General features: G+C 71.6%; 24 protein-coding genes and 1 pseudogene. 9 read left to right on the top strand and 16 right to left on the bottom strand.

Features of this window, described 5'->3' with window-relative positions; genetic code table 11:
- Positions 1 to 57 precede the first annotated feature (57 nt).
- The gene (locus BM385_RS13880; RefSeq protein WP_254791551.1) at positions 58 to 2,337 is read right to left on the bottom strand and encodes a transglycosylase domain-containing protein; all 2,280 of its coding nucleotides are present in this window, start codon (positions 2,335 to 2,337) and stop codon (positions 58 to 60) included.
- Between the two features lie 358 nt (positions 2,338 to 2,695).
- On the opposite strand from BM385_RS13880, the gene BM385_RS13875 reads away from it, so the two are divergent.
- The 4 genes from BM385_RS13875 (at position 2,696) to BM385_RS13860 (ending at position 5,668) form a co-directional block, all read left to right on the top strand.
- Positions 2,696 to 3,022, top strand: coding sequence for a WhiB family transcriptional regulator (locus tag BM385_RS13875; protein ID WP_019434031.1), 327 nt, complete (start codon positions 2,696 to 2,698; stop codon positions 3,020 to 3,022).
- A gap of 171 nt (positions 3,023 to 3,193) precedes the next feature.
- Positions 3,194 to 3,355, top strand: coding sequence for a Sp36 family protein (gene sp36, locus BM385_RS13870; RefSeq protein WP_106438433.1), 162 nt, complete (start codon positions 3,194 to 3,196; stop codon positions 3,353 to 3,355).
- On the top strand, positions 3,352 to 3,840 hold the full coding sequence (locus BM385_RS13865) for a RidA family protein (RefSeq protein ID WP_246338326.1): 489 nt from the start codon (positions 3,352 to 3,354) through the stop codon (positions 3,838 to 3,840). The genes sp36 and BM385_RS13865 overlap by 4 nt, the downstream gene beginning before the upstream one ends.
- On the top strand, positions 3,833 to 5,668 hold the full coding sequence (locus tag BM385_RS13860; protein WP_093843215.1) for a S9 family peptidase: 1,836 nt from the start codon (positions 3,833 to 3,835) through the stop codon (positions 5,666 to 5,668). The genes BM385_RS13865 and BM385_RS13860 overlap by 8 nt, the downstream gene beginning before the upstream one ends.
- Here BM385_RS13860 and BM385_RS13855 read toward each other — a convergent pair.
- From BM385_RS13855 to BM385_RS13820, 8 genes and pseudogenes are all read right to left on the bottom strand, one after another.
- Entirely contained in the window at positions 5,619 to 6,497 is an 879-nt protein-coding gene (locus BM385_RS13855; RefSeq protein WP_093843214.1) for an SURF1 family protein, read from the bottom strand. The genes BM385_RS13860 and BM385_RS13855 overlap by 50 nt on opposite strands.
- 30 nt (positions 6,498 to 6,527) lie before the next feature.
- Positions 6,528 to 7,910, bottom strand: a complete 1,383-nt coding sequence (locus BM385_RS13850; RefSeq protein ID WP_093843213.1) for a hypothetical protein — start codon at positions 7,908 to 7,910, stop codon at positions 6,528 to 6,530.
- On the bottom strand, positions 7,907 to 8,650 hold the full coding sequence (locus BM385_RS13845; protein WP_380979430.1) for a SigE family RNA polymerase sigma factor: 744 nt from the start codon (positions 8,648 to 8,650) through the stop codon (positions 7,907 to 7,909). Before BM385_RS13845 ends, BM385_RS13850 begins: the two co-directional genes overlap by 4 nt.
- A 343-nt stretch (positions 8,651 to 8,993) precedes the next feature.
- Positions 8,994 to 10,289 (bottom strand): aspartate kinase, encoded by a 1,296-nt coding sequence (locus BM385_RS13840; RefSeq protein ID WP_019434038.1) that lies wholly within the window; start codon positions 10,287 to 10,289, stop codon positions 8,994 to 8,996.
- Between the two features lie 291 nt (positions 10,290 to 10,580).
- Positions 10,581 to 11,681 (bottom strand): carboxylate-amine ligase, encoded by a 1,101-nt coding sequence (locus BM385_RS13835; RefSeq protein WP_175542981.1) that lies wholly within the window; start codon positions 11,679 to 11,681, stop codon positions 10,581 to 10,583.
- A gap of 77 nt (positions 11,682 to 11,758) precedes the next feature.
- The gene (locus BM385_RS13830; RefSeq protein WP_019434040.1) at positions 11,759 to 12,058 is read right to left on the bottom strand and encodes a helix-turn-helix domain-containing protein; all 300 of its coding nucleotides are present in this window, start codon (positions 12,056 to 12,058) and stop codon (positions 11,759 to 11,761) included.
- Positions 12,048 to 13,184: a hypothetical protein gene (locus BM385_RS13825; RefSeq protein ID WP_019434041.1), complete on the bottom strand. Its 1,137-nt coding sequence runs from the start codon at positions 13,182 to 13,184 to the stop codon at positions 12,048 to 12,050. The genes BM385_RS13830 and BM385_RS13825 overlap by 11 nt, the downstream gene beginning before the upstream one ends.
- Positions 13,185 to 13,486: 302 nt before the next feature.
- A pseudogene (locus BM385_RS13820) lies at positions 13,487 to 14,361 on the bottom strand (aldo/keto reductase family oxidoreductase).
- A 132-nt stretch (positions 14,362 to 14,493) separates the two neighbouring features.
- Here BM385_RS13820 and BM385_RS13815 point away from each other — a divergent pair.
- Both BM385_RS13815 and BM385_RS13810 read left to right on the top strand, forming a co-directional pair.
- The gene (locus tag BM385_RS13815) at positions 14,494 to 14,946 is read left to right on the top strand and encodes a winged helix-turn-helix transcriptional regulator (protein WP_093843211.1); all 453 of its coding nucleotides are present in this window, start codon (positions 14,494 to 14,496) and stop codon (positions 14,944 to 14,946) included.
- A 53-nt stretch (positions 14,947 to 14,999) separates the two neighbouring features.
- Positions 15,000 to 15,434, top strand: coding sequence for a VOC family protein (locus BM385_RS13810; RefSeq protein ID WP_093843210.1), 435 nt, complete (start codon positions 15,000 to 15,002; stop codon positions 15,432 to 15,434).
- Between the two features lie 9 nt (positions 15,435 to 15,443).
- On the opposite strand, the gene BM385_RS13805 is transcribed toward BM385_RS13810, so the two are convergent.
- The 4 genes from BM385_RS13805 to BM385_RS13790 form a co-directional block, all read right to left on the bottom strand.
- A complete protein-coding gene (locus tag BM385_RS13805) occupies positions 15,444 to 15,680 on the bottom strand; it encodes a DUF397 domain-containing protein (protein ID WP_093843209.1) in 237 nt (78 codons plus the stop codon).
- On the bottom strand, positions 15,677 to 16,492 hold the full coding sequence (locus tag BM385_RS13800) for a helix-turn-helix domain-containing protein (protein ID WP_093843208.1): 816 nt from the start codon (positions 16,490 to 16,492) through the stop codon (positions 15,677 to 15,679). The genes BM385_RS13805 and BM385_RS13800 overlap by 4 nt, the downstream gene beginning before the upstream one ends.
- Positions 16,493 to 16,690: 198 nt before the next feature.
- The gene (locus BM385_RS27145) at positions 16,691 to 17,080 is read right to left on the bottom strand and encodes a hypothetical protein (RefSeq protein ID WP_093843207.1); all 390 of its coding nucleotides are present in this window, start codon (positions 17,078 to 17,080) and stop codon (positions 16,691 to 16,693) included.
- Entirely contained in the window at positions 17,077 to 17,664 is a 588-nt protein-coding gene (locus tag BM385_RS13790; protein WP_019434048.1) for a TetR/AcrR family transcriptional regulator, read from the bottom strand. The genes BM385_RS27145 and BM385_RS13790 overlap by 4 nt, the downstream gene beginning before the upstream one ends.
- Before the next feature lie 75 nt (positions 17,665 to 17,739).
- Between BM385_RS13790 and BM385_RS13785 the strand changes: the two genes are divergently transcribed.
- The 3 genes from BM385_RS13785 to BM385_RS13775 are packed head-to-tail and all read left to right on the top strand — an operon-like array spanning position 17,740 to position 18,797.
- Positions 17,740 to 18,207, top strand: coding sequence for a GNAT family N-acetyltransferase (locus BM385_RS13785; protein ID WP_093843206.1), 468 nt, complete (start codon positions 17,740 to 17,742; stop codon positions 18,205 to 18,207).
- Positions 18,208 to 18,220: 13 nt separating this feature from the next.
- The gene (locus BM385_RS13780) at positions 18,221 to 18,451 is read left to right on the top strand and encodes a hypothetical protein (protein ID WP_139275173.1); all 231 of its coding nucleotides are present in this window, start codon (positions 18,221 to 18,223) and stop codon (positions 18,449 to 18,451) included.
- A 49-nt stretch (positions 18,452 to 18,500) separates the two neighbouring features.
- Positions 18,501 to 18,797 (top strand): hypothetical protein, encoded by a 297-nt coding sequence (locus BM385_RS13775; protein ID WP_093843204.1) that lies wholly within the window; start codon positions 18,501 to 18,503, stop codon positions 18,795 to 18,797.
- On the opposite strand, the gene BM385_RS13770 is transcribed toward BM385_RS13775, so the two are convergent.
- Genes BM385_RS13770 through BM385_RS13760 form a run of 3 tightly spaced genes read right to left on the bottom strand, consistent with a single transcriptional unit; the run spans position 18,766 to position 20,674 of the window.
- A complete protein-coding gene (locus BM385_RS13770) occupies positions 18,766 to 19,767 on the bottom strand; it encodes an alpha/beta hydrolase family protein (RefSeq protein ID WP_380979496.1) in 1,002 nt (333 codons plus the stop codon). The genes BM385_RS13775 and BM385_RS13770 overlap by 32 nt on opposite strands.
- A 43-nt stretch (positions 19,768 to 19,810) precedes the next feature.
- Positions 19,811 to 20,161, bottom strand: coding sequence for a hypothetical protein (locus BM385_RS13765; RefSeq protein ID WP_019434053.1), 351 nt, complete (start codon positions 20,159 to 20,161; stop codon positions 19,811 to 19,813).
- Positions 20,162 to 20,173: 12 nt separating this feature from the next.
- Positions 20,174 to 20,674 (bottom strand): TetR/AcrR family transcriptional regulator, encoded by a 501-nt coding sequence (locus BM385_RS13760; protein WP_037755987.1) that lies wholly within the window; start codon positions 20,672 to 20,674, stop codon positions 20,174 to 20,176.
- Positions 20,675 to 20,762: the final 88 nt, after the last annotated feature.

Below are 20,762 nucleotides of genomic sequence, written 5' to 3'. Positions count from 1 at the left end.
TACAGGGGAAGGGGCGGACCGGAGGATCCGGTCCGCCCCTTCGTCGTGCGGTGTCACTCAGCGGTCGCGGCCCCAGCCGTTGCCCGGGCGGTTGTCGCCCCAGTCGAAGTCGCCCCAGTCGCCCCAGTCGCCGAGGTCGATGTCCGGGTTGTCCCCGTCATCGTCCCGGTCGCGGTCCCGGTCCCGGTCCCGGTCCCGGTCCCGATCGCGGTCCCGGTCGTCGTCCTTGTCGTCGTCCTTGTCGTCGTTCCCGCGCGGTACGTCCACCTCGTGGAACGTCGACGCGGGAACGCCCGCCAGGGCCCCGGTCATCGCCTGCCGCCAGATCGGGCCGGCGACGCTGCCGCCGCCCGCCTTCTCCCAGGGCTTGCCGGCGATCGTGATGTTCTCCATCGGGATCAGCGTGGCGTCGCCGCCGACCCGGACCGCCGTGGAGAGTTCGGGGGTGTAGCCGACGAACCACACGTTCTTGCGGTTGTCCGAGGTACCGGTCTTGCCGGCGTTCTCGCGGTCGGTCAGGCCGGCCGTCTGGCCGGTGCCGTCCTCGACGACGCCCCGCAGCATCATGTTGATCGTGTCGGCGGTGTGCTCCGACATCACCAGGGTGCAGGTGCTCTCCGGTACGTCCAGCGCCTGGCCGTTGCTGTCGGTCACCTCCAGGATGGCCACCGGCTCGCAGTACGTGCCGCGGTTGGCGAACGTCGCGTAGGCGTTCGCCATCATCAGCGGCGTCGTCTCCAGACCGCCCAGCGTGGCGGAGGGGCTGGCGGGCAGCTCCTGGTCGTTGCCGCCGCGCACGCCCATCTCACCGGCCAGGGTGACGGTCTCGCACACCCCGACCCGGCGCTCCAGGTCGGCGAAGTAGGTGTTGACGGACTGGGCGAGGGCGTCGGTCATGTCCCAGCTGCCCTTCATGTCCTCGCGCTCGTTCTGCACCGACCACTCGCGCTCGTCGGCGGAGCCCAGCGGCTTGTTCTCGCAGTCGCGGAACTGGTCCATCGGCAGCGTGATCTTCCGGTCCGAGCTGTACACCTCGGCCGGGCTGATCCCCGCGTCCAGGGCCACGGCCGCGGTGATCGGCTTGAACGTCGAGCCGGGCTGGAAGCCGTACGTCGTCCCGCCCATGGAGCTGGAGACGTTCAGGTTGAGCGTGGTCTCGTGCGCCGTGACGTCCAGGCCGTAGGGCCGGGATTGCGCCATGGAGAGGATGTGGCCGGTGCCGGGCTGGACCTGGACGACGGCCGCGGTCACCTCGTCGTCCGCGTACGCGCCGTCCTTGGCCGCCTGGGCCGCCGCCGCCTGGGCGGTGGGGTCCAGGGTGGTGCGCACCCGCAGGCCGCCGAGGCGCCACAGTTCGCTGCGCTCCTCCTCGGTCTCGCCGAAGGCGGGGTTGTTCAGGATCTCCTTGCGCACGTAGTCGCAGAAGAAGCCGGCGTCGTGGACGGCGGTGATGCAGCCGTTCTGCGGGCGGCTGACGTTGAGGCCGAGGTCCATGGCCTTGGCCTCGTCGGCCTCGGCGCGGGTGATGTCCTCGGATTCGACCATCTTCTCCAGGACGACGTTGCGCCGGTTGACCGCCTTGTCGGGCGAGTTCACCGGGTCGTACGCGCTGGGGGACTGGACGAGCCCGGCCAGCAGGGCGGCCTCGTGCAGTTCCAGGTCGGCGGCCGGCTTGGAGAAGTACCGCTGGGAGGCGGCCTCGATGCCGTACGCCTGCTGTCCGAAGTAGGTGATATTGAGGTAGTTGGTAAGGATTTCGTCCTTGGTGAGTTCCTGTTCCAGCTGGATGGCGAACTTCATCTCGCGGATCTTGCGGCCCATGCCCTCGGCGCCGCTCTGGGCGGTGGCCTCGGCGACCGCCTCCGCGTCGTCGCCCGCCTGCTCGACGAAGACGTTCTTCACGTACTGCTGCGTGAGGGTCGAGGCGCCCTCCTGGACGCCGCCGGAGGTCACGTTGCGGTTCAGGGCCCGCAGGATGCCCTTCAGGTCGATCGCGCCGTGCTCGTAGAAGCGCGCGTCCTCGACCGCCACCAGCGCCTGGCGGACGTACGGGCCCATCTCGTCCGCCTCGATCACCGTGCGGTAACGGGAGTACACCTCCGCGATCTTGTTGCCCTCGACGTCGAGGATGAGCGTGCTCTGGCTCAGCGGTGGCCGCGTCAGCTCGCTCGGGATCTCGTCGAAGGTCTGCACCGTCCCCTTGGCCGCCAGCCCCAGGGCGCCGACGGCCGGCAGCGCCAGCCCCGCCAGCACCGCCCCGGACAGCACGCTGACCCCGAGGAACTTGGCCGCCTGTTGTGTCGTGCTCAGTCCGCCTCCCGGGCGCTTCCTACCCATGGAGCAAGCGTAAGCGGTCGAACGCCGGACAGATGGCCGGGCGTTCGTTAGGCTGCCGTGGACCGGGCACGGGGGAACCGTCAAGCGATCTTCACTCGTGTGAGTGAGATGAGGATTTGGCTCTGGTCATATGCCCGCAGAGTTTGCTATTCGCGCACCCTCCGAAATGCGGATCATGTTCGGCATTCACTCACGTGGGTGATGAGGGAACTCCCCTAGTCCGAACGGGCCATTCAAGATGGGACCCTCTGGGGGTGTTGCGCTCCCGCCGCCTTCCGTAACGTCCTCAACCGGCAAGGGTGAATATGCCACTTGCCGCCGTGGGGGAGCCTCGATTCGGGAGAGGACGGCACCGGTCATGAGCTGGGTAACCGACTGGAGCGCGCAGGCCGCCTGCCGCACCGCAGATCCGGACGAACTGTTCGTGCAGGGCGCGGCACAGAACCGCGCCAAAGCGGTGTGCACCGGCTGCCCGGTACGCACCGAATGCCTCGCGGACGCGCTCGACAACCGCGTGGAATTCGGCGTATGGGGCGGCATGACCGAAAGGGAACGACGCGCACTGCTGCGTCGCCGTCCCACGGTCACGTCCTGGCGCAGGCTGCTGGAAACAGCCCGCTGTGAGTACGAGAACGCGTACGAGAACACCTACGACAGTGACGGGGGTTACGCGGCAGCCGGTTAGAGCCGCCGGAGTGGGCTTCCGATGGGCAGTCTGCCCGGTGCGATGATCGACAATCCTCCCCGGGCCACACATCGGTGATTTTTTTACCGCACCCGCCGGAGCCGGCGGCCCGCCCCGGGCGCAGGCCCGGCCGCCCGCCGCCCGGTCGTTAGAGTGGGCGCCATGACGACCGTGACCAAGTGGGAATACGCGACCGCGCCGTTGCTGGTGCACGCGACCAAGCAGATCCTCGACACCTGGGGCGAGGACGGCTGGGAGCTGGTGCAGGTGCTCCAGAACCCCGCCAACCCCGAGCAGCTGGTGGCGTACTTCAAGCGCGAGAAGACCCAGTGAGCGCCGGGCGCGTGGCGGCCCGGCTCGCCGAGCTGGGGATCACCCTGCCGCCGGTGCCCGCCCCGGCCGGGGTGTACGTACCGGCACTGCGCTCGGGCCGTTACATCCACACCTCGGGCCAGGTGCCGCTGGTGGACGGCGCACTGCCGCGCACCGGCAAGGTGGGCGCCGAGGTCAGCCCCGAGGACGCCAAGGAGCTGGCCCGGATCTGCGCGCTCAACGCGCTCGCCGCCGTCGCGTCGGTGGCCGGCAGCCTGGACCGCGTCGTCCGGGTGGTGAAGGTCGTGGGCTTCGTCGCCTCCGACCCGTCCTTCACCGGCCAGCCCGGCGTCATCAACGGCGCCAGCGAGCTGCTCGGCGAGGTCCTGGGCGAGGCCGGCCGACACGCGCGCAGCGCGGTCGGGGTCGCCGTGCTGCCGCTGGACGCCCCCGTCGAGGTCGAGATCCAGGTCGAGATCGACGAGACCGGGGACAGCGATGACTGAGCGGCCGGAGCCCGCGGACGAGCCGGGCGGCCACGGCGAGGACGTCACCCTCCCCGACTGGGAACGGCGCTTCCGCGCCCCGCGCGTCAGCCTCCCCCAGTGGGCGCTGGACGCCCCCGACCGGTCGCTGTTCATCTCCAACGCCACCGGCACCTTCGAGCTGTACACCTGGGACCGCGCCACCGGGGAGCGGCGGCAGGCCACCGACCGCCCCAACGGCACCGTCCACGGCACGCTCAGCCCGGACGGCGCGCACGTGTGGTGGTTCGCCGACAGCGACGGCGACGAGTTCGGCGTCTGGCACCGCCAGCCGTTCGCCGGCGGCCCGCACGAGGCGGCCGTACCGGGCCTGGAGCCCGCGTACTCGGCCGGTCTCGCGCTCGGCCGCGACGGCACCGTCGTGGTGGGCCGGATGACCGAGGAGGTCGGCACCACGATCCACGTGGCGCGCCCCGACGGCTCCGCGCCGGTGGAGATCTACCGGCACCGCGAGTCGGCGGGCGTCGGCGACCTCTCGCACGACGGCACCCTGCTGGCCATCGAGCACACCGAGCACGGCGACGCCATGCACTCGGCGATCCGCGTGGTCCGCCTCGACGGCACCCCGGTCGCCGAGCTGGACGACACCGAGGCCGGCACCAAGGACCTCGGTCTGTCCGTGCTCGGCTTCGCCCCGGTGGACGGCGACAGCCGGCTGCTGGTCGGCCACCAGCGGCACGGCCGCTGGGAACTGCTGATCTGGGACCCGCTCACCGGCGAGCAGCGCGAGCTGGCCTGCGAGCTGCCGGGCGAGGTCGGCGCCGAGTGGTACGCGGACGGCTCCGGTGTGCTCATCGAGCACGACTACCGGGCCCGCAGCGAGCTGTGGCGCGCGGACGTCGACGGCCACACCCTCGGCGAACTGACCCGGGTGCACACCCCGGCCGGCACCGTGGCGGGCGCCACCGCGCGCCCGGACGGGTCGGTGGAGTTCCTGTGGTCCTCGGCCGCCGAGCCGCCGCGCGTGCAGTCCAGCACCGGCGCCACCGTCCTCGACCCGCCCGGCGAGACGGCGCCCCCGTCGCTGCCGGTGCAGGACGTGTGGGTGGACGGCCCCGGCGGCGCCGTGCACGCGCTGGTGCAGCGCCCGGCGGAGGGCGAGGGCCCGTTCCCGACGGTCTTCGACATCCATGGCGGCCCGACCCACCACGACAGCGACTCGTTCGCCGCGGCCCCCGCCGCCTGGCTCGACCACGGCTTCGCGGTCGTCCGGGTCAACTACCGGGGATCGACGGGGTACGGCCGGGAGTGGACGGACGCCCTGCGGCACTGCATCGGGCTGATCGAGCTGGAGGACATCGCCGCCGTCCGCGAGTGGTGCGTGGAGACCGGCCTGGCCGACCCGGAGCGCCTGGTGCTCACCGGCGGCTCGTGGGGCGGCTACCTCACCCTGCTGGGCCTCGGGGTCCAGCCCGCGCTGTGGACGGTCGGGGTCGCGGCGGTCCCGGTGGCCGACTACGTCACCGCCTACCACGACGAGATGGAGGCGCTGAAGGCGATGGACCGCACGCTCCTGGGCGGCACGCCCGAGGAGCAGCCCGAGCGCTGGCGCGACTCGTCGCCGATCACGTACGTGGACCGGGTGACGGCGCCGGTGTACATCTCGGCGGGCGTCAACGACCCGCGCTGCCCGATCCGGCAGATCGAGAACTACGTGGACCGGCTGAAGGAGCGCGGCGCCCCCCACGAGGTGTACCGGTACGACGCCGGCCACGGCTCGCTGGTGGTGGAGGAGCGGATCAAACAGACGCGGATGGAGATCGAGTTCGCCCTGCGTCATCTTCCGTAGCCGGGGCCCCGCCCGCGGCCGGTACGGCGGCGGGCGTCCCGGGCGTCCCGGACTCACCGGGCGCCCCGGGCTCTCCGAGGCCCAGCGCGGCATCGCGCTGGGCCTCCAGCTCGCGGCGGAAGAAGCGGTACCACATGAACAGCGCGAAGGCGATGAAGGCGAACCACTCGGCGGTGTAGCCCAGGTTCTGGAACGCCTTGATGTCCAGACCGGTGTTGGTCGCCGTGGCCGGCGGCACCGCGCGCAGCGGCTCGGCGGGCTCGCGCACCGTCACCCAGGCGTTCTCCACCGGGTACGGCAGCACGTTGATGAGCGAGGCGGAGCCGATCACGCCGAGCTGCCCGGGCGGCAGCCCGGTCGGCGGGCCGACATCGCGCGGGGACTCGGCGCCCTGGAGCGCCCCGGTGACCGTCACCTCGCCGGTCGGCGCCGGGGGTACGGCGGCCGGGTCGGCGTCACCGGCCAGCCAGCCGCGGACCACGGGCAGCGCGTCGCCGCCGTCGTCGGGCAGCAGCGGAGTGAGGACGTAGAAGCCGCGTTCCCCGTCCAGCATCCGCTCGGGGACCAGCAGTTCCTGCTCGGGATCGAACGTACCGGTGACGGTGGCCTGCTCCCCCACCGTCGCGGTGGTGACGGGCAGCAGCTCGCGCAGCGGGCGCGGCTCGGCGACCTCCGCCGCCTCGGCCTGCTTCTCCCGCTCGCGGTGGCTGTCCACCCGGTCCTCGAAGCGGTCGAGCTGCCAGAACCCCATGAAGAGGCAGAACGGCACGGACAGCACCACGAAGACGTTGATCCCCCACCAGCGGGGAGTCAGCAGAAACCGGTACACGTGCCCACGGTACGGGGTGGGCCGGGGCGGTCAGGGCGCCGGGGTGCTCGAAGCGCTCGGGGACGGCAGGACGCCGGTGCGGTAGACGGTGCCCGTGCAGGTGCCTTCGAGGTGGATGTCGACGGCGGCGTTGCCGGCCGGCGGGGTGTAGCGCAGCACGACGGTGTCCTCGTCCGGGCCGGGGGGCGGTCCGGTGCCGGGCCCGGTGGTCGCGCCGCCGGGCCCCGAGCCGCCGGCCGCGCTGTCGGAGCCGCCGCTGCCCGGGGTGCCGTTGCCCGCGCCGTTCGTCGGGGCCGCGCCGCTGTCGCCGCCGCCCGGCTCGCCCTCGCCCGGGTCGCCGGGGCCGCCGGGCTGCTCGCCGCCGCCCGCGTCCCCGTCGCCTGGCCCCGCGCCGTCACCGCCGCCGGCACCGCCCGCGCCGCCCTCCAGTTCGTCGGGCAGCGGCTCGGCGCCGCGGCCCGCGTCCGGGCTCAGCCCGCCCGGGTCGGGCTGCACGGCGCACGAGGCCCGCGACGCCCCGGCGCCCGGCACCCACGCGAACCGCACCTCGTACGCCTCGCCGGGCGGCAGCACCAGTTCGCTGTGCGCCTCCTCGGGGCCCGGCAGCCGGATGGCCCGGTCGTCCTCGGTGCGCGGCACGATCTGCACCTCGCCGGAGCCGCCGGTGCCGGTCGCCGCGGGGAGGACGGACAGGTCGTCGGTGTCGCCGGTGACCCGGCAGGGCGTCTCGGAGACGTTGGCGACCCGGATGGTGCCGTACACCTTGCCGAGCGCGTCCGGCTCCTCGGTGACGGCGCTCGCGGCGCCGAGCTGACCGGCGGTGCAGCGCGGGGAGTCGGCGCCGGTGAGCCGCCCGTCGTAGGGGGTGCCGCTCTCGGCGGCGGCGCCGCCCGTGCCGTCCGGCTGGTGGGCGGCGCCGTCGTCGGAGCCGTACGCGGGGTCGCCCAGCGGGGGTTCGCCCAGGCCGTCGTACGCCTCGGGGCCGCCGTCCGCGCCGCTGGAGGGGGCCGGGCCGCCCTCGGCGGCGGCCTCGCCGGCCAGGCCGGTGGCCTGGTCGTTGCCGCGCCGGACCCCGTTGCCGGTGGCCTCCAGGACTGCCGGGGTGCCGATGGCCAGGACGCCGACGGCGGCCACGGTGCTCAGCAGCAGCTGGCGCCGGCGGCGGCGCCGGGCGGTGATGCCGTCGCGCAGCGCGTCGAGGGAGACGTCCGGGACGGGGATGGTGCCCACCGCGTCGTGCAGCAGCCGGCGCAGGTTCTCCTCGTCGGACAGCAGTCCCGGGCTGTCGGGGATGTCGATGCCCTCGGGGAGGGGCGGCAGATCGGAGCAGCCGTCCGGCGCGGGGGCCGGTTCCCCGGCGCCGGACGGCTCGCGTTCCCGGTCGTCCCCCGCGTGCGGATCGCGGTCGCTCATCGGGCCGCCTCCATGGCGACCCGCAGCGCGGCGATGCCCCGCGAACCGTACGCCTTCACCGAACCCGCCGAGATCCCCAGCGTCCTGGCGACCTCCGCCTCGGTCATGTCCGCGAAGTAGCGCAGCACCAGCACCTCGCGCTGGCGGCGCTGGAGTCCGCGCATGGCCTGGATCAGCTCGGCGCGCTCCAGCTGCTCGTAGGCGCCTTCCTCCGCGCTCGCCATGTTCGGCATCGGCTTGGAGAGCAGCTTGAGGCCCAGGATGCGGCGGCGCAGGGTGGAGCGGGAGAGGTTGACGACGGTCTGCCGCAGGTACGCCAGGGTCTTCTCCGGGTCGCGGACCCGGCCGCGCGCCGAGTGCACCCGGATGAACGCCTCCTGGACCACGTCCTCGCAGGAGGCGATGTCGTCGAGCAGCAGCGCAGCGAGACCGAGCAGCGAGCGGTAGTGGGCCCGGTAGGTCTCGGTCAGGTGGTCGGTGGTGGTCCCCTCAGCCATAGCGGTGTCCGCGTCGTGGGACGGCGACGGCGCGCGGTGGGGCGCATCCGGCGCGGCGGACGGGCCGGCGGGGCCGGTGACGGGCGGCGGGACGGGCTGGGAGGCGGACCCGGAGGCGGGGCCCGGGACGGACCCGGGAGCCGGCAGCGGGGCGATCACGGGCATGCCCCCGGCACCGTCCGAACCCTTCGGGCGCGGGAGATGCGGAGGTGCCGTCGCGGTGAATTCCAGGACCTCTGCCACGCCAGTTGGACACTCTCTCCCCCGCGAAGGTTGTACGGCGCGGGTCGGTTTCTGAATGAGTCACATCGGCTCACACCTACCGCCTACCCTGAAATGTCCGAGTGGTGCAGCGCCTGTGGCCCTCGCGAGAGGGTGGAAAAGACGCTCCCCGCACCGCACATGGTCCGTGAGTGGGTGCGGGGAGTTGAAATCGTCCCCCGGGGGATTGGTCCGGATCAAGCGATCCGGACCTACGAGTTGGTCACGGGAGCTTCACATCCCGCCAATGTCGTTCAAAAGGTCACGCATCGCCCCGGGCCCGGTGCCGGTACGGCAGCGGTACGCCCGGCGATCCGGGGCCAGCTCAGCGCCCCGTCCCGCCGTACACGACGGCCTCGTCCGACTCGCTGTCCAGACCGAACGCCGTATGCACCGCCCTGACCGCCGGGTTCACATCGTCTTCGCGGGTGACGACGGAGATGCGGATCTCGGACGTCGAGATCAGCTCGATGTTCACGCCCGCGTTCGACAGCGCCTCGAAGAAGTGCGCCGTGACACCGGGGTTGGTCTTCATACCGGCGCCGACGAGCGAGATCTTCGCGATCTGGTCGTCGTAGCGCAGGGAGTCGAACCCGATGTCCGGACGCCGCTTCTCCAGCGCGTTGATGGCCGACCGTCCTTCGTCCTTGGGCAGGGTGAAGGAGATGTCGGTCAGCCCGGTGGAGGCGGCCGAGACGTTCTGCACCACCATGTCGAGGTTCAGCTCGGCGTCGGCCAGCGCGCGGAAGATTTTCGCCGCCTCGCCCGGCTTGTCGGGCACCCCGACGACGGTGACCTTGGCCTCGGACGTGTCGTGTGCCACCCCCGAGATGATCGCCTGCTCCATCTCCCCTTGTCCTTCCCGTTGTGCGGACTGCGCCTGCGGCGGCTCACTGCTGACCCAGGTGCCCTTGAGACCGGAGAAGGACGACCGTACGTGAATCGGGATGTTGTAGCGGCGCGCGTACTCCACACAGCGGTGCAGCAGCACCTTCGAACCGGAGCTGGCCAGCTCCAGCATGTCCTCGAAGGAGATCCAGTCGATCTTGCGGGCCTTGGAGACCACGCGCGGGTCGGCGGTGAACACCCCGTCGACGTCCGTGTAGATCTCGCACACCTCGGCGTCCAGCGCGGCGGCCAGGGCGACCGCCGTCGTGTCGGAGCCACCGCGGCCCAGCGTGGTGATGTCCTTCTTGTCCTGGGAGACACCCTGGAACCCGGCGACGATGGCGATGTTGCCGTCGTCGACGGAGGAACGGATACGGCCCGGGGTCACATCGATGATGCGGGCCTTGTTGTGAACGGAGTCGGTGATGACGCCCGCCTGGCTGCCGGTGAAGGACTGCGCCTCGTGCCCGAGCGCTTTGATCGCCATGGCCAGCAAGGCCATGGAGATGCGCTCTCCGGCGGTCAGCAGCATGTCCATCTCTCGCCCGGACGGGACGGGGGACACCTCACCCGCGAGATCGATCAGCTCGTCCGTCGTGTCGCCCATCGCGGAAACCACGACGACCACCTGGTGGCCGTTCTTCTTGGCTTCGACGACTCGCTTGGCGACGCGCTTGATGCCCTGGGCATCGGCAACGGAGGAGCCGCCGTACTTCTGCACGACAAGGCCCACGTGTGCTCGCTCCTCGTATCTCTCACGCCGTGATCCGAGCGGGGACCACGGTCTGCTGAAGTCTACCGAGCAGGCGAAAACCGCCCATCCGATGCCACATCCTGAGACACCGGGCTCATCCAGCGGGAAGCCCTGCCCGGCTTGGAAAAGCCCACACGAAACACGGGCGAAACGTAACGAGGCTCACACGGACGGTCGCCGTCCGGTGGGAGGCGCGGGCCTCCCCCGGACGGACGCGCGCGCCGTGTGCGCGGGGTGTGCGGGGTGCGGGGGTGCGCCGTCGCGGGCGGGTTACTTCAGGAGGAGCGAGGCGAGGTAGGCGGCGACGTCGGCGGGGCCGCCGCCCGCAGAAACGATTCCGCGCTGGCGGGCGGCCCACGACCCGTGCGCGCGCAGCTCGGCGAGCCCACCGGTGACGTACGCGAGGTCCCCGGCGTCGGACAGCGCCGGGGTGATGTGCTTGACCAGCTTCTCCACCCAGGACCAGGCGGGCACCGGATGGCCGGTGAACACGTCCACGGCGTCCCCCTCCATCCCGTACCGCGCCGCCTGCCAGTGCGCGGCGGCCAGCAGCTGGCCGGAGACGGCCGGGGGCGGGGCGCCGGTGTCCAGCTCCTCCTGGCAGGTGGCCACCAGGGCGCGGGTCAGCGCGGCGAGCAGGACGGCGGTGTCGGCGGTCGGGCACACATCGGTGACCCGGACCTCGATGGTGGGCACGAACTCGGAGGGACGGGCGAACCAGTACGCCATCTTCCGGTCCAGGATGACGCCCGAGGCGACCAGCTGGTCCAGCAGCGCGTCGTACGCGGCGGCCGAGGCGAACACCGGCGCGGGACCGGCCACCGGCATGTACCCCCACCACACGGACCGGAAGCTGGCCCAGCCGGTGTCCTCGCCGAGGGCGTAGGGGGAGTTGGCGGCGAGCGCCTGGAGCGCCGGTAACCAGGGCCGCAGGTGATTGCTCACCGCGACCGCCCGCTCCCGGTCCGGCATCCCGATGTGGATGTGCATGCCACAGGTCATGTGGCCGAAGATCCGGGCGCCGTACTTCTCGTAGATCCGCCGGTACCGTTCCCCGCCGGTCGGCGGCGAGGGCGGCGCGGGCAGCGGCTCGGTGGCGCACGGCAGTACGGCGCACCCCACGGCCTCGGCGGCGGTGGCCGCGGCGGACCGCAGGGACCGCAGATCGTCGGCCAGCCGGGACAGTTCACGGTGCGGTTCCGAGGCCGTCTCGATCACGGCCAGGGAGGTCTCCGGCTTCAGCCGCCCGACCGGCCCGGCGGCGGGGGCATCGGCCGCGATCACGTCCTCGGACACCGGCATCGCCACCCCGCTGACGGGGTCGGCCAACAAGAACTCTTCCTCGACACCAACGGTGAGCAGTTCTCCCATTGCTGAAGGTTCCCCAGGGCCTGCCCGCGCGAATCCCGTCGGGGACATGACAGGGTGGCGGGTTCGCCGGGCGGGGTTCAGGCGGGCCGGTACCGGCGCCCGGAGGGCCCGAACAGCTCGTACGCCGTCCAGAACCGCCCGTCCGGCAGCTTGCGCACCACGCGCTTCAGATAGCCGTGCTCCTCCAGCTCGCGCAGATAGCGGGCGATCCTGGTCTGCCCCTCGACCCGCAGCGGGGCCAGCGACTCGATACTGACCCGCTCGTCCGGCGGGACGCTGAGCAGGTAGCTGAGCAGGCCCAGGGCGCCGAACGAGATCCGGTGGTCCTCGGTCAGCCGCTGCTCGATCCGGACGTAGGCGGTGGCGTCATCGCTCATGGGAGCCTCTTTCGGTTGGGGTGGGGTTCGGGCTGAGGGCTGGGGCCGGCGTGGGGGCCGAAGGCGTGCGCGGCGCTGCCGGGCGCCGCGAGCGCCGGGGGACAGCCGCCGGGCGTCCCGGGCCGCCGCGCAGGGCGGCGCGGGCCAGGGCGGCGCCGCGCCGCGCCGCCTCGGACGCGGCGCTGTGGTCCGCCACGGCCTCCGGGCCTTCCCGGCAGGTACGGCACAGCCCGGCGGTGCGGCTCACGCCCCGGCAGCCGGGGCACTCGCGCAGCCCCGGCGGCGGCGTCGCGCCGGACGGAGGTGGCGGCGGAGGCGGGGCCGGAGCCTTCCGAACGAGCCGATCCCGCAGCAACCCGGCGGCGGACAGGACGCGTTCGGGCAATCCGGCGGTCAGCTGCTCGCGTACCGCCGCGTCCGGGAGTCCTGCGGCTCGCCAGGGCCGCAGCAGCGGCGCCAGCTCGATCGCGTCGCGTGCGCCGAGCGCCAGGGCGGGGACGCAGCGGCCGAGGGAGCCGAGCAGTTCGATCTCGTGCCGCAGCGCCTCGGGTACCTCGACCGGGCCGGGTGATTCCGCCCGGCGCGGCGCCCTGGCCTGGCGGGGCAGCCTGGCCCGGCGGGGTGGAGTGGGCGGTGCGGGCGGAGCGGGAGGCTCCGGCCACTCCACCGGCGCGACCGGCTGGGGCTCCGGCTCCGGCTCCGGACCCAACTCCGGCTCGGGCTCCGGTTCCCACTCCGGCTCCGGACCCAACTCCCGCTCGGGCTCGGGTTCCGGCTCGGGCTCGGGTTCCGGGGGGAGGGAGGGGGGTTCTTGCAACCCCGTCTTTTCTTCCGAAGGAAGGGAGCCTGTCGCACGGGGATCCCAGTTTGAGCCACACGCACAGGACCCACCGGGCACGTCGAAGAGTTCGTATTCGGTGTAGAACAGTCCCTCGTCGGTCTTGCGCACCACACGCTTCAGATAACCGCCGTCTTCGAGTTCGTGCAGCATGCGCCCGATCCGCGTCCGTCCCTCGGTGCGCAGTCCGGCCAAGTGCCGGATGCTGGCCCGGGCCATGGCGGGCAGCGACAGGAGGTAGACGATCAGCCCGAGGGCGGCGAAGGAAAGCCGCCGGTCGCGGATCATGTCGTTCCGCAGAGTGGTGAATCCGCGCGTCGGCCGGGTACGATGAGAACGCATCGAGGGCTGTCGTCCCTTGGTGTCACGCCCCCGGATGTTCCAGCATCGCGGGGGCTTTTGCTGTGGCTCTGAACAGCGCAGACACTACGCGTCGCACATAGTGACGACGCAAGCCCCAAGCGTTGGCCAAAACCCCAGTGAATTCCCCTCGCCACGCCGTACCACCTGCATCAACACACGATATTTCGAAATACCGTTCGCCCCCCGGGGAATGAACATTCCGTACGCGCATTGACGCTGTGGAGCGGTCACCGGCCGATGGCATCCAGTTCGGTCAGGTCCTCGGGAGAGAGGTCGAGTCCCGCACCCGCGATGTTCTCCCGCAGATGGGCCGTCGAGGACGTACCGGGGATGAGCAGGATGTTCGGCGACCGTCGCAGCAACCAGGCCAGCGCGACGGACATCGGAGCCGTCCCGCGCCGGGCCGCGACCGCCGACAGGGCAGCGGACTGGAGCGGGGTGAAGCCTCCGAGCGGGAAGAACGGCACGTACGCGATCCCCTCGGCCGCGAGCCGGTCGATGAGCGGATCGTCCTGGCGATGGGCGAGGTTGTACAGGTTCTGCACGCACACGATCGGAGCGATGCCCTGCGCCTCGGCGACCTGCTCGGCGGTGGCATTGCTGACCCCGAGGTGCCGGATCAGCCCCTGCTGCTGGAGTTCGACGAGCGTCCCGAACGCCTCGGCGAGCGAGCCGGGCTGCGGCCCCTCCGCGTCGCCGAGCCGGAGGTTGACCACATCGAGGACATCGAGACCGAGGGACGTGAGGTTGTCGCGGACCTGCTGGCGCAGTTCCTCCGGCCGCCGGGCCGGAGGCCAGCCACCCTGCGCGTCGCGCGTCCCGCCCACCTTCGTCGCGATGTGCAGCGACGCCCGGTAGGGGTGCAGCGCCTCGCGGATCAACTCGTTGGTGATACGCGGCCCGTACGCGTCGCTGGTGTCGATGTGGGTGATACCCGCCTCCACCGCCGCCCGCAGCACGGCCAGCGCCCCCTCGCGATCGGCCGGCGGCCCCATGACCCACGGCCCGGCCAGTTGCATCGCGCCGTAACCGAAGCGGGTAACGGTCAGGTCCCCAGGGCCCAGGTACCACCGGGGAGAGGAAGGGAGGGTGTGCTGCTCATGCTGCTGCCTTTCGTCGTGCACGGAGGGGGTGGCGCCTGCCGCCTCCCTCCCTCAGCATGGGAGAGCTGCTTCCCATCGGGAAGTAGGCACTTCCGAGTGCGTAACCCACCCAGCGGGGAGAGGTGCGAGCGATGACGACGATGAACGCGGCGCAGCGGCGGGCGCAGGCCAAGGCGGAGTACAACGCGTTCCTGGCGGGCTGCCCCAGCCGGCAGTTGCTCGACCGGATCTCCGACAAGTGGGCCGTCCTGATCCTGTGCGCCCTGGGCGGCGACAGCGGCCCCGGCCGGACCGGCGAGACAAGCGCGCAGGCGGACGGGCCGAGGGCGATGCGGTACTCCGAACTCTCCCGGCTGCTGGCCGGGGTCAGCCAGAAGATGCTCACCCAGACCCTCCGCTCGCTGGAGCGGGACGGGCTGCTCACCCGTACCGTGACGCCGACCGTCCCGGTCACCGTCTCCTACGAGCTGACCGGCCTCGGGCTGTCGCTGCACCACGTCATGCGCGAGGTCAGGGGCTGGGCGCAGACGCACATGGGCGAGGTTCTCGCGCACCGCGAGAGCCACGAGGCGCGCACCTCCTGACGCACGCGGAAAAAGGGGAGGAAGCGGGCCCCCTCCGTTGCTATGGTGCGCCGATGGCATCGATCAAGCAGGTTCAGATCACGTTCGACTGCGCCTCGCCCCTGCGCGTCGCGCGCTTCTGGGCCGAGACGCTCGGGTACGTCGTGGCGCCGCCCCCGGAGGGCTACGACACGTGGGAGGCGTACAACGAGTCCCTGCCGCCGGAGGAGCGGGACACGTGGGCCGCCTGCGCAGACCCCTCCGGCGTGGGCCCGCGCCTGTACTTCCAGCGGGTACCCGAGGGCAAGGTCGTCAAGAACCGCGTGCACGTCGACGTACGGGCCGGCATCGGTCTCGTCGGCGCGGAACGCCTGGCCACGCTGGAGGCCGAATGCGCGCGCCTGGTCGCCCTCGGCGCCACGCGGGTACGGCTGCTCCCGGCTGACGAGGAGAACGAGTCGTGCATCGTGATGCAGGACGTCGAGGGCAACGAGTTCTGTCTGGACTGAACGTGCGGCTCAGCGGATGGTGTCGAGGAACGCGGTGAAGGCGTCCGGCCGGAAGCTGAGGTGCGGGTCGGCCGGGCACTTGGAGTCCCGGACGTGGATGGTGGTGGGGCAGGCCGCCACCTCGACGCAGGCGCTGCCTTCGTCGTCGCTGTAACTGGACTTGTACCAGGCAAGGGCGACTTCGACGCAGGCGCTGCCTTCCGTGTCGCTGTAGCTGGACGTGAACCACATCAGTTCGTCACTCATAGAGGTTCCACCATTCGTTCGATGAAAGACACGGACTCTTCTTCGCTGAGAGCCTGCGTGCGGATCATGCCATAACGCTGAGTCAGCGTGCTGACATCGGTGGGTGCAGTCGTCTGCTGGCTCAGTGATTGGCCTTCAACCAAGGCGAAGTGCTCGTGATCTCGCGTTTCCAACAGGACCATAGGGCCATTGAGCGCTGAGGGCACCACCCGTTCGAACGGGAGTACCTGAATAGAGACGTTGCGCAGCTTTGCCACCTCCACCAGGTGACAGAGTTGTTCCTTCAGGGCCTGGTCGCCTCCCACAGGACAGCGCAGTACAGCTTCGTAGAGTACGAAGCTGAAGGCAACGGTTGGCTTGCTCGTCAGAAGGGCCCTCCGCGCCAGTCGCCCCCTGACCTTTTCCTCCGCCTCGTCGTCCTCCCAGGGCGGGTAGCGACCGCTGATCAGGGCGTTGGCGTACTCTTCCGTCTGCAAGAGCCCCGGGATGAGCAGAGGCTCGTACCACCACATCGCGATCGCTTCGTTCTCGTACTCGAAGTACGTGCGGGACCGTTCCGGGTAGCGCTCCCGCTTCAAGTACGGGATGCCGGCCAGGAGCAACCCCCGCGCCCCGAACATCTCGTCCGCGATCTCCGCGAGCCGGGGCGGGACCCGCCTCCGTCCCTGTTCGACGGACTTCACCGTGTCCACGGAGTAGTTCGCCGCCTCGGCGATCGTTTCTCGCCGTACTTGGGCGTTCTGGCGCCAGAGTTGGAACTGGCTGCCGAAATAGCGATAGCTGACCGGAAACTGGGAACTCTCATCTGCCATGTGAGCGGCCTTCCCTCTTACGGTACGTACCAGGCGTCTCCGAGGCCGCACGTACACCTTACGTACCCACCTCGTCACTGACGCGAGTATCCGCTGGTCATCCACCGTGTGTCCCATGGATGCAGAAAGTTCCGCCCTTTCGAGGGCAGTTGCGGCCGGGGCTTGCCGTCTCGATGTCGAGTCGAAGTGGCGGTGGGATCAGGCCGCAGAGGTGCCGGTCGGTACCGCCTGGGACGTGGCGCGTGTGACGCACGCGGTCGGGGCGCTGACCGTGGCGCGGGCGCGGGTGCTGGGGGTGCGGCTGGGGGCGGTGCTGGATGCGCCGTTGCGGGGGGCGATCGAGTTCGTCGTGCCGCTGGGGACCAGCGTGAGCTGGCCACCGCTGCCGGGCACCCGGTGCGTGGGGCGTGGCGCGATCCGGTGGCCGACGCCGCTGGCCGCCGTGGGGTCGCACCGGCACGCGCTGTGCGGGCGGCGGTGGCTCGTACCGCCGGTTCCGATGGAGCCGCTGGCGACGAACGGCTCCGAGTTGTGCGAGGCGATGGGTGCCGCGATCGCGCACCTGCGGCTGGCCTCGGCTGCGCTCACGCCAGGCCGTGAGCTGCCAGCGTCGCATCCAGCAGTCCGGTCTGTTCGGCCGGAGTGAAGGTGTCCGGGTCGGCGGTCGCGAGGGCGGCGGCGCCCTCGACCATGGCGACGAGGGCGTACGCGACGGTGCGTACCCGCTCCGCCGGCCAGTCGGGGGCGGCCGAGGCGACGAGCCGGGTGATGCGCTGCCGCCAGGAGGCGTTGTGCGCGCGGTGTTCGGCGGTGAGTTCTGGGTCGGTCACGGACGCGGCGAGGAAGCCGACCCAGACGACGCTGGCGTCGGTCGTCGGCTCGTCGAGCGACAGGCCGTTGCGCAGGACGTCGCGCAGCGCGGTGCGCGGGTCGGGGGCCGCCGCCTCGATGGCCTCGACGCGGGCGCGGGCGTTCTCGTGCATGGTGCGGCGGGCGTGCAGCAGCAGTGCGCGGCGGTTGGGGAAACGGTGCATGACCAGGCCGGTCGTGCATCCGGCGGCGGTGGCGACGGCGCGGATGGTGAGGCGTTCGAGGCCCTGCCGGGCGAGGACGTCGTGCACGGCCCGGGTGAGGCGTTCGTCGGTTGCGCCGCCGTGGGACGGTCGTGACACGGATCTCACCTCGGGAGGCTGGGAGGGGGCTCGTAACGCTTGTTACCGTAACAGTTGTTACGGAGGTGGCGGCATATGTCCGGGTGGACGATCGAAGCGCTGGACTGGAACGACCCCGAGGGCGCCGCGCTGCGCGCCGCGCAGCGGGCCGAACTCGACGCGCGGTACGGGAGCGAGGACCACGAGCCGGGGACGGTACCGTCCGCCGCCGACATCGACCTGTTCCTGGTGGCCCGGGACGGCGGCGGTGCGGGGGCGGCGCTGGCGTGCGGCGCGCTGCGGCGGCTCGACGCGGGCAGCGCAGAGGTGAAGCGGATGTACGTCGCGCCACAGGCCCGGGGCACCGGGGTGGCCGCCGCCGTGCTGCGCGCCCTGGAGGCGGCGGCCGTCGAGCGCGGCTGGACGACGCTCCGGCTGGAGACCGGCCACCGGCAGCCGGACGCCGAACGGTTCTACCGGCGGCAGGGGTACCGTCCGATCCCGCTGTTCGGCGCGTACGTGGGCTCGGCGATCTCGGTATGTTACGAGCGGGTACTCGTATGAAAGGCTCCCCTTCATGCATGACTCCTTGCGAAGGATGATCGGCGCGGCAGGGATACTGCTCGGGATCGCGCTGGCGTTCTGGATCTTCTTCGGCGCGCCGAACGGCTGGTCCGGCGACATGCGGTACGTGAGATTCGCGATCGGGCTCTGCGCGTACGGGCTGATCCACGGCGGGGTGACCTGGATCTTCCCGGACCGCCCGGGGGACAGCGAACCATCGGCCCGGGACGGGAAGACCGCCTGAGGCGGCGGACGCGCGCCGTCCGTCCCGCCACGGGCCGTAGCATGCCCGCATGCGCGTACCGGCCCGGGACCTGACGGACGACGACCACGAACTCATCGCGTACGCGCGCCGGATCGTGGACACCCAGACCGACGGGGAGGACGGCGTCCACACGATGGGCGCCGCCGTCCGGGCCGCCGATGGCGCGCTGTACGGCGGCATCAACGTCCACCACTTCCTCGGCGGGCCCTGCGCCGAACTCGTCGCCCCGCTGCCTCGCTGCGCCGGTGTCGCCGGAGCGTCCGAACCGGTCCGGGTTTCGTCTTCCGGCCGCCTCAGCGTTTCGCGAAGCGGTGCAAGGCGCTGAGCACCGCCGGGGCGAGGGTGTCCGGGTGGTTCTCGTCGTGCAGGAGATGGTCCACTCCGTGCAGCGTCACCCGGCCCGGCATGCCGACGTGCGCGCGGCGCAGGGCGGTGGTCAGGGCGTCGGTCGTGTCGCAGGGGACCTGGGGGTCGTTCGTACCGCACGTCAGGAGCACCCTGGTCCCGGGCCGGAGTGCGGCGGCGGTGTCCGGCGGGTAAATGGCGTCCGAGCTGGTCACGAACCGGTGGTTCGTCCCCTGGAAGGCCTCGAAGAGCTGGGCGATCGGGGCCGGCAGCTCCGTGGTGTCCACCGGCCGGTCGTCACGCAGGGCGGCGACAGCGGCGTCGATCGCCGCGTCGATGGTGCGCTGTTCCTCGGGGGTGAGGTGGCCCTGCCGGGTCGCTTCGGCGATCTGCTCCTTCAGCTGGAGGGTGACCAGGTCCAGCAGGCGTATCGCCTGCGGTTGCAGCAGCGCCAGGCCGACGGGGCGCGGGCTGACGGTGCCGCCGAGTTGCAGTGCGGTCATCGCCCCCTCGCTGTGCCCGACGACCATCAGCGCGCGGCGGTCGGTCTCGGGCTGGTCCCGCAACGTCTCGTAGGCGGCCGTGGCCTGGCGGACGAACGCCGGGTAGTCGAGTTCTTCCGGACGGCCCTCGTAGGCGCCGAGCCCGGTGCGGCCGGTGCCGTACTTGTCGAAGCGCAGCGTGGCGACCTGCTTGTCGCCGAGCGCGTCGGCCACCAGGGCCAGGGTGTTCGGGGAGAGCGCGGGGGGCTGGTTGCCGTCGCGGTCGGTGGGGCCGCTGCCGGGCAGCAGCAGGGCGGCCCGCAGTCGCTGGCCGGGGCGGTGCTCGGGAACGTGCAGGGTGCCGTACGTCGTCGTCCCGTCAACGGTGAAGACGACCTCGCGGTCGGAGGCGGGCACCAGGCGGGGGGCCGCCTCGGCCGGGGTGGCGGTCACGACGGCGAACGCCATCACGACCGCGACGATGTTCAGGAACACAGGCTGCCTCTTTCGGTTAGAGGAGGGCGTTTTCGACCAGGGCCACGGTGGCGCGCGGGTCCTCGACCTGGAGAACCAGCCGGGCGTAGTGCTCGTCGGCGAGTTCGACCACGACCGTCTTCGCCGGGTCCCGGACGTCCCAGAACACCTTCTCGCCGTCGAGGTGAAACGTTCCCGCCGTGATCAGGCCGGGGACGCGGGTGCCGGGCGCCCGTATCCCCTTGGGTTCGGCGGAGATGCCGGGGTCGGCGGTCGCGCCGCGCACGTTGGCCAGCGGGATGGTCAGGCTGCTCTTCAGCGCCCAGACCTTGTGCAGACCCTCGATCACGACGACGAGGTCGTCACCGTCGATGCGGACCAGTGCCATGTCGTTTCCTTGTCAGACGAGAAGATCGAGGCGTTGGGACAGCGCGGTGCCGACACTCTCGGGGCTTTTGCGCAGGAGCATGCCCAGCGCGGCGGCGGTGAGGGCGGTGGCCTGGGCGGCGGGAAGACCGAGCGCGCCGGCGATCGCCTCGTCGACCGCGCCCAGCGCGGCCCGCACCTCGGCGGCGACCTCCTCGTCGGCCGGCGCCCGTTCGGCCACCGCGAGCAGCAGCAGGCCGAGGTCGGCCGACGTGATGAGCCGCAGCACGGTCGCCGCGTCCGGTGCCGTGGTGAGTACGTTCACCAACGGGCGGACGTCGTCGGCGAGGTGGCGGCGCAGGGCGGCCATGTAGAGGCCCCGTTTGCTGCCGAACGTCTTGTACAGGCTGTTGCGGTGCACGCCGAGGTGTGTGACCAGATCGTCGACGGACACCCCGTCGTAGGCACGACTGCTGAACAGATCCACGGCGGCGCGTACCGCCATGTCCTCGTCGAACGCCCTTGGCCTTCCCATGACATGACCCTACGGGGTTTGGGAACGATCAGTCAAGAACGATTGTTCCTCAACGGCCGGCAGCCGCGCCCGCACCACTGCGCCGCAG

The sequence above is a fragment of the Streptomyces harbinensis genome, assembly GCF_900116145.1.
GTDB lineage: Bacteria > Actinomycetota > Actinomycetes > Streptomycetales > Streptomycetaceae > Streptomyces > Streptomyces carpaticus.
The sequence above is the reverse complement of the archived record's forward strand: the minus strand, read 5'-3'. Positions and strand labels throughout refer to the sequence as shown.